5 protein-coding genes are annotated in these 6,717 nt (G+C 65.9%); 2 read left to right on the top strand and 3 right to left on the bottom strand.

The genetic code is table 11. The features are described from left to right. From AC1DS3_RS11710 to AC1DS3_RS11700, 3 genes are all read right to left on the bottom strand, one after another. A partial coding sequence (locus AC1DS3_RS11710; RefSeq protein WP_477127198.1) for a TonB-dependent receptor occupies window positions 1-1,056 on the bottom strand: 1,056 nt, incomplete at its 3' end. Window positions 1,057-1,223: 167 nt separating this feature from the next. Then, window positions 1,224-2,891 (bottom strand): ShlB/FhaC/HecB family hemolysin secretion/activation protein, encoded by a 1,668-nt coding sequence (locus tag AC1DS3_RS11705; protein ID WP_441639040.1) that lies wholly within the window; start codon window positions 2,889-2,891, stop codon window positions 1,224-1,226. Window positions 2,892-3,088: 197 nt separating this feature from the next. Continuing rightward, window positions 3,089-4,573 (bottom strand): collagen-like triple helix repeat-containing protein, encoded by a 1,485-nt coding sequence (locus AC1DS3_RS11700; protein WP_441639042.1) that lies wholly within the window; start codon window positions 4,571-4,573, stop codon window positions 3,089-3,091. On the opposite strand from AC1DS3_RS11700, the gene AC1DS3_RS11695 reads away from it, so the two are divergent. Both AC1DS3_RS11695 and AC1DS3_RS11690 read left to right on the top strand, forming a co-directional pair. Continuing rightward, the gene (locus tag AC1DS3_RS11695; protein WP_441639043.1) at window positions 4,572-4,754 is read left to right on the top strand and encodes a hypothetical protein; all 183 of its coding nucleotides are present in this window, start codon (window positions 4,572-4,574) and stop codon (window positions 4,752-4,754) included. The genes AC1DS3_RS11700 and AC1DS3_RS11695 overlap by 2 nt on opposite strands. A 529-nt stretch (window positions 4,755-5,283) precedes the next feature. Then, window positions 5,284-6,453, top strand: a complete 1,170-nt coding sequence (locus AC1DS3_RS11690; RefSeq protein WP_441639045.1) for a collagen-like triple helix repeat-containing protein — start codon at window positions 5,284-5,286, stop codon at window positions 6,451-6,453. The last annotated feature ends 264 nt before the right edge of the window (window positions 6,454-6,717 follow it).

Raw genomic sequence — 6,717 nt, 5'->3', positions numbered from 1 at the left:
GTCCGGGCGCGTCCACAGGTAGTCCTGCTTGGTGCGCCCGACGCGCGTCTGGTTGCGGAACTTGAGTGCCGGGCTGAAATCGTGTTCGAAGCGGACGGTGGCGACGTCGGCGCTGTCTTTGCGGAAATCGCGGTCGACCAGGCCGTAGTAGGTATTGCGCGGCAACTTGAGCGGTGAGCCGTCGCCGGGCAGCCGTGTACGCGGCCGGCCATCGGTGCGCGGGACGAAGTTCGGGTTGTTGTAGGGCATGCCGGTGTCGGGCAGCCCATTCGTCTCCATGTGGTAGTAGGACAGCGTCAGCCGGGTTGGGCCACCAAGGCCAAGGGCGACGGACGGGGCAAAGCCCCAGCGCTCTTGATGCGTGCTGTCGCGGCCGGGCACGCCCGCATCCTGGAACATGGCGTTGACACGCGCCGCGGCGTGGCCGCTGAACTGCCAGTTGGCGTCGGCGGTGCCGCGMTTGTAGCTGGCATTGCCCACGCCGAGATTGCCTTCGGCGAAGCTGCCCAGCTTGGGCGACTTGCTGACAATGTTGATGCTGCCGCCCGCCGAGCCCCGTCCGTCGTAGGCGCCGGCCGGCCCTTTGGTGACCTCGACCGACTCGATGTTGAACATCTCGCGCGATTGCGCGCCGATGTCGCGCATGCCATCCAGGAAGGTGCTGGCCTGCGCATCGTAGCCACGGATAAACGGACGGTCGCCAACCGGGTTGCCGCCTTCGCCCGCGCCAAATGCAATGCCGGGCACGGTGCGCAGCGCCTCGGTGAGGCTGGTGGAGGCGGTGCTCTGGATCAGTTCCTGCGGGATCACCATGATGGACCTGGGCGTATCCAGCAACGCGCCAGGCGTCTTGACCGAGGAGGTGCTGTCGGTCTTGAACTGGTTAGGGGCCGAGCCGCTGACAATGACCGCAGGCAGCTCCGCCGCCACCACCTTGGTGCTTCCTGCGGTCTGGGCAGCCGTTGGCGCGGCCGCGATGGCCATGCCAACCGCGCCTGTCAGGCGCGGGATGGCGTTGAGTTTCTTCTTGGTCCTGGTGACGAGGGCGCTTTGCATGATTCTCCGACTGCTGCGGTTGACAATGAATGCAAACAAGTATCATTTGCATCTACGCCGCAAGAATTCGGAAAAATCTGCAAGGCTAAGTGGAAAATTCCCAAAGACGCTTCGTCCTTGCTGTCCATTCGCTAGCTACTCGCCACCTACTCGCCACCACGCGTCACCTATTCAAACTGATAAGAGTATGTCGCGTTCAGGCGCGGCGACCGGCGCGAGGCATTGGTCGGCTTGTCGCCAACCGGCTGCGCCACCGAGACATCCAGCGTGTAGTAACGCCGGTCCGAGAAGCGCAGGCCGATGGCCACCGACTGCAGCGTGCGGTGTACCAGCGACAAGCTGTTCGAGTACACGCGCGCCATGTCGGTCAGCACGTAAGGCTGCACGGTCTTCAGGTAGGTCAGGCCAGGCGTGAAGAGGCGGTTGATCTCAGCCGACGCGCCCCAGCCCTTGTCGCCCGCCACCTCGCCCGCCGGATAGCCGAGCCCGAAGAAGCGGCCGCCAAAGCTGATCTGCTCGCTCGACGCCAGGCGCTGCCCGCTGTACTGGCCGGCGGCGGACACCGCCACGCCAAAGCCCCAGGGCAAGTCGGTGGCCTGCGACACCACCAGCCGGCTGCGCACGAAGTCCAGGTCGTTGACGTTGTTCTCACGGCTCGCGCCGAGCGCGTTCATGCCTTTGTAGACGCCCAGCGTGGCGCTGCGGGTCTGGCCCTCCTGCCGCTGCACGTAGGCGAGTTCCGCGCTCAGCACGCGCACATGCGTGGTCAGCGCGATCTGCCTGCCCGTGCCCGACTGCGTATAGCGCTCGAACTGGTCGTTGGCATAGAGGCCGCCGGTAGCCGTGAGCGAGTGCGCGTTGTTGAGGATCACCGGATAGCTGAGCGTGCCGCCGAGGCGCTTGGTGTCGTTCACGTAACGCGTATCGAAGCCGATTTGCGCCAGCGTGCCGTTTTGAGGCACGCCACGGTAATGCGAGGCGCTCAGGCGGGCCATCATGCCCTCGGTGCCGATCGGCTGGCCATAGCTGGCGACGTAGTATTCCTCGTGGTCCGGGCCCCGGGGCGCTAGCGCGGAGACCGATATCTGTTCTCCCAGCGGCGTCAGGCTGTTGGTGGTGGCGGTGAAGATGCCACGCACGCTCGGATCCTTGTAATCCAGGCCCATGCCAAACGTAAAGGGCTTGCGCTTGACCTCGAGCACCATCTCGCAGGCGCCGTCCGTGGTCTGCGGCGGCTGCACGGTAGCGGCCACCTGCATGCCGGGCTGCAGCGCCAGCACGTTGACGTAATGCTCGAAGGTCTCGCGGCGCAGCGGCTCGTCTTGCATCAATTGCTCTGCAATGGCGCGCAGGCGGCCTTCGGCCGGGCCCGCTTCGCCGCGGATCGTGATGGTGGCAACATGGCCTTCCACCACCGTGACCAGCACATTGCCATTTTCGAAGCTCTGCGTCGGGACAAAGGCGAAGGACAGCGGAAAGCCGCGTTGCTGGTACATCTGGGTGACTTCATTCGCCACCGCCAGCAGCTGGCCCACCGTGATTTCCTTGCCGGCCAGCGGTGCAAACCTGGCTGCGATCTCCGCGAATGGGATCGCCTTCACGCCTTCGATCTGGAATCGCTGCGGCGTGAGCTTGCTGGTAAGCAGGTTTTGCAGCGCGGAGTCCGGCCGCTCCACCTGCACGGTGACGTTGCTCTGTGGCGGGCGCGCAGGTGCGATGCTAGGCAAGGTTTGCGTGGGATCGCCAAGGATCGGGCTGCGTGGCTCCGCAAGGACACTGTTGCAGGCGCCGATGCCGAGCAGCAACGTGGCAACACGCAGGCGTGTGTGCGTCATGGTAATACCCCTGGATCCGTAAAAATCAGCATGCGGCTTTAACGCGCTGTGCCAATGACGCCAGGGGTGCCGCTACCCTTGGCGCTATTGCGTGGCCAATCGCGTTCTCTTTTAAAAGGGGCACGTCGAACGCGCCCCTTTTTTAATTCTTACATGCAGGCGCACGAAGCGCGAAGCATGCATTGCCTGCTTGATACTTAGCGTTTGCCGCCGAGGCCGCCCAGCAGGCCACTCACGAGGCCGGTAACCGGCGCCAGTGCGTTGTTGCCCGAGCCGCTGCCACTGCCACTGCCACTGCCGCTGCCGCTGCTTGCGGCATTGCCGCCGGTGATGCCCGCGACGATGCCGGTAACCGGTGCAAGCGCATTGCCTGCGCCGCCACCCGAGGCACCGCCGGCAGCGCCGGCGACCGTGCTCACCACGCCGCTGACCAAGTTGGTGACAGGCGCGAGCGGGCTGCTTGCGCTACCGCTACCCAGGCCGCCGGTGAGCCCACCGGTCAGGCCGCTGACCAGGCTGGTGACAGGCGCGAGCGGGCCGCTTGCGCTGCCGCCGCCCAGGCCGCCGGTGAGCCCACCGGTCAGGCCGCTGACCAGGCTGGCGACAGGCGCCAGCGGGCCGCTTGCGCTGCCACCAGTCAGTCCACCCGTGAGACCGCCCAGCAGGCTCGTGACCGGCGCCAGCGGGTTGCCGCTACCCGTGCCGCCCGGGTTGTAGGCCACGCCGCCAAGCGCGGCCACCGTGCTGCCCGCGCCGGCGACGATGCCGCCCACGCCCGACACCACCGGCGTGTTGGTCTGCCTGATTGTGTTGCCTGCCGTGGCCAGGCCGCCGCCCAGCGTCGCCAGCAGGTTGTTGACCGGAGCACCCAGGCCGGTTGCCGCGCCCAGCGTCTGCGTGCCGCCGGTGAGTTGCGAGGTGAGCGGCACGATAAGCTTGCTGACGCCGCCGGTGAGCTGCTCCACGGGGCCGGTCGAGAGGGCCGCGCCGAGCTGGGCGCCCGCGCCATTGACCGCGGTGCCGATTTGCGAAACCAGTGAGCCCACCGGCGTGGTGACGGCTGCCAGGGGCGACAGCGGACCGCTGCCCAGGCCGCTGACGAGCGAGCCGGCGTTGGTCACGGCATTGCCCACCTGGCTGACCACGCCGCCGGTGCTTGCCACCGTGGTGCCGAGCGGGTTGGTGGCATTTGGGATGTTGCCCAGGCCGTTTTGCACGCCGTTGCCCAGGGTGCTGACCGCGGCGCCGAGCGAGCCGACCACGCCGCCCAGGCCCTCCTTGGATTGGGTCGAGAGAATCGGCAGGTTGGTGTTCTTGATCTGCGTGCCGAGGTCGCTCACCACGTTGCCGGCCGAGGTTACGACGCCACCCGCTTGATCGACGATCTTGCTGGTCGGCGTCAGCGCGGCTGTGTTGCCACCGTTATTGCCGCCATTGTTGCCGCCGTTATTGCCGCCATTGTTTCCGCCGGAATTGCCACCGTTGCTGCCACCGCCCGTGCCTGCGTTGGTGCCGCTGCCGCTGCCGGTGGTGCCGGTGGTGCCTGCGCTGGTACCGCCGCCATTGCTGCTGCCCGCACCGCTGCCGGTATCCATGGACGTCGTGCCGCCACCGCTTGCGCAACCGCCGAGTGCCAACAGCGAGCCGAGCAGTGCCGTGATGAGGATCTGTTGAGTACGCATGACCTTTTCCCTTTTTTCTTCTCGTCGTGAAATCACGGTGCGCGTGGCGCCTGCCGTGGTGTCACTGCATAGCGCAAAGGGTGTGCCAGTGCGTGCCAGCATGCCGCCGGACCGCGCGCGGACACCCGATAAAGACGTGCCAGGCCTTGCCACGCCTGGGTTTGAAGAGGATGAGACATAGCCGGGAAAGGACCAGACATGAGCGCGCTGTGCGGTGTTTCGGTGTTACGCGTTACGTAACGCCGTGGCGCCCATAGGGAACAACGTGGACTTGTTCCCTGCGCCGCGGTCGCATGCCACCGTGTCGGCAGCGTGTGGGCAGACTGTGCGTGCGCAGTTGCGCATCGGGAACATCGAGGGGGGAACACGTTACGTAGCACGTAACACGCCGCGCGGCATGGGGCCGCCTTGTTGTGCAACGCGACGCGTGGCTGGCCCATGTTCGCCATCCCGCGTCAAACAACGGTTTGCACGGCGGCGCCAGGGTTGATGGACTGCATTGCCGGCTGCGTGCCACGCGGGTGGCACGCAGCTTGCGGTATTGGCTCCCGACAAGCGCGGCGCACAGCGCGGCGCGGAGCAAACGCCCTAGTCGTATTGCGGTATTGCGGTATTGCGTTCCGCGCTCAAGGCTTCGCATGCATCGTCCAAGAGCCAATTCGATTGCAGTTCCAAAGGAGAACCTTCCGCGAGGAAGACCAGGAGATCCCATGAAAGCGCATTTCGCCCCGATGTCATCCATGACCCTCGCCTGTGCCGCCGCACTGTTGCTGCTGGCAGGTTGCTCCTCCGGCGGATCCGGTAGCGGCGTGAGCCCCAGCGCCGTCACGCCAACCACGCCTCCTCCGAACAAACCGGCTGCGACGCCCGACACCACGCCCACCGCCAAGGTCACTGAAGGCGCGGGCAATACGGTGGTGGCAACCGGCAACGCGGTGAGCGATATCGGCAAGCAGATCCAGGCTGCGCAAGTGCCGCTGCTTCCTGACGCCACGCGCAACGCGCTCGGCGGCGTAGTGGTAAACGCGGGTAACACGGTCGGCACGCTAGGCGTGGGTGTGCGCGACGGCCTTGGCAATATGGGTGCAGTCACCGATCCGCTTGGCATCACCGTGTCCAGCACGGGCAACGTGGTGCAGAAAGCCGGCGTCACGGTATCGAGCGCGGGTGATCTCGTGAGCAGCCTCGGTACCGGGCAACTGGCGCCGCTAGGTGCGGTGACTACACCCGTGGGCGGCCTGGTCAATCAGGTTGGCGGCGCGGTGACGATGGCTGGCGGCAAGCTCGGCGAGGCGCTCTCGACCGGTCCCGTGGCGCAAGTCACCGGCAGCGTGAGCAAGGTGATCGTGCCGCTGACCACGCAGCTCACCACCGTTACGCAAACGGTTGGCGGCGCCACCGGCCTTGGCGCGCCGCTGGACAAGCTGCTGGCCACCCTTGGCAACTCCGTGGCCAGCGGCGGCAGCCTGCTGACCAATAGCCAGGCCCCGTTGGTCTCCAGCCTCGGCGGTATCGTGACCGAAGCCGGCAAGACCGTCGCCGGGGCCGGTGTGCTGGTGCACGGCAACGGCACCGGCGGCAATCCGCTCGGCGGGTTGCTCGGCAACCTGCCCCTGGGTGGCATCGCGGGCGGTTCCAGCTCGGGCGCAGGCGCAGCAGGCGCACTGGCACCCGTGACCGGCTTGCTTGGCGGCGTGACGGGTGGCGCTTCCGCAGGCACTGGCACTGCCGGCGCGCTGGGACCTCTGGCCGGTTTGCTGGCACCTGTGACGGGTGTGCTTAGCGGCGCGCGCAACACGGCAGCGGGTGCGGCTTCGACGACATCGACCACGCCGAACGCGCCGGGGCTGACCAATCTGCTCGGCGGCCTGGCTCGTTAATCGTTGATCTGAATACGTCGAATACGTCGAATACGCCGAATACGTCTTTACGGTGCGCAGTCGTCCTTACCCCGCGGCTGCGCATCCTTTTACATGACACCGCGCCACATGGCTCACCCGAACGGGTGTGGTATTTGACGCGAGTAGAACTTTTGCTCTTTAAAAAAACACTGTTTTCAAACGGACGTCAGCCATTATGCTGAGACAACTATAACTCCAAGGGGGGGTATGGTTGAGACATGGCTTTGATCTATAAATTGTTCA

Source organism: Cupriavidus sp. 01L46 (assembly GCF_056399905.1).
This window is presented reverse-complemented; position numbering and strand designations above follow the sequence as displayed.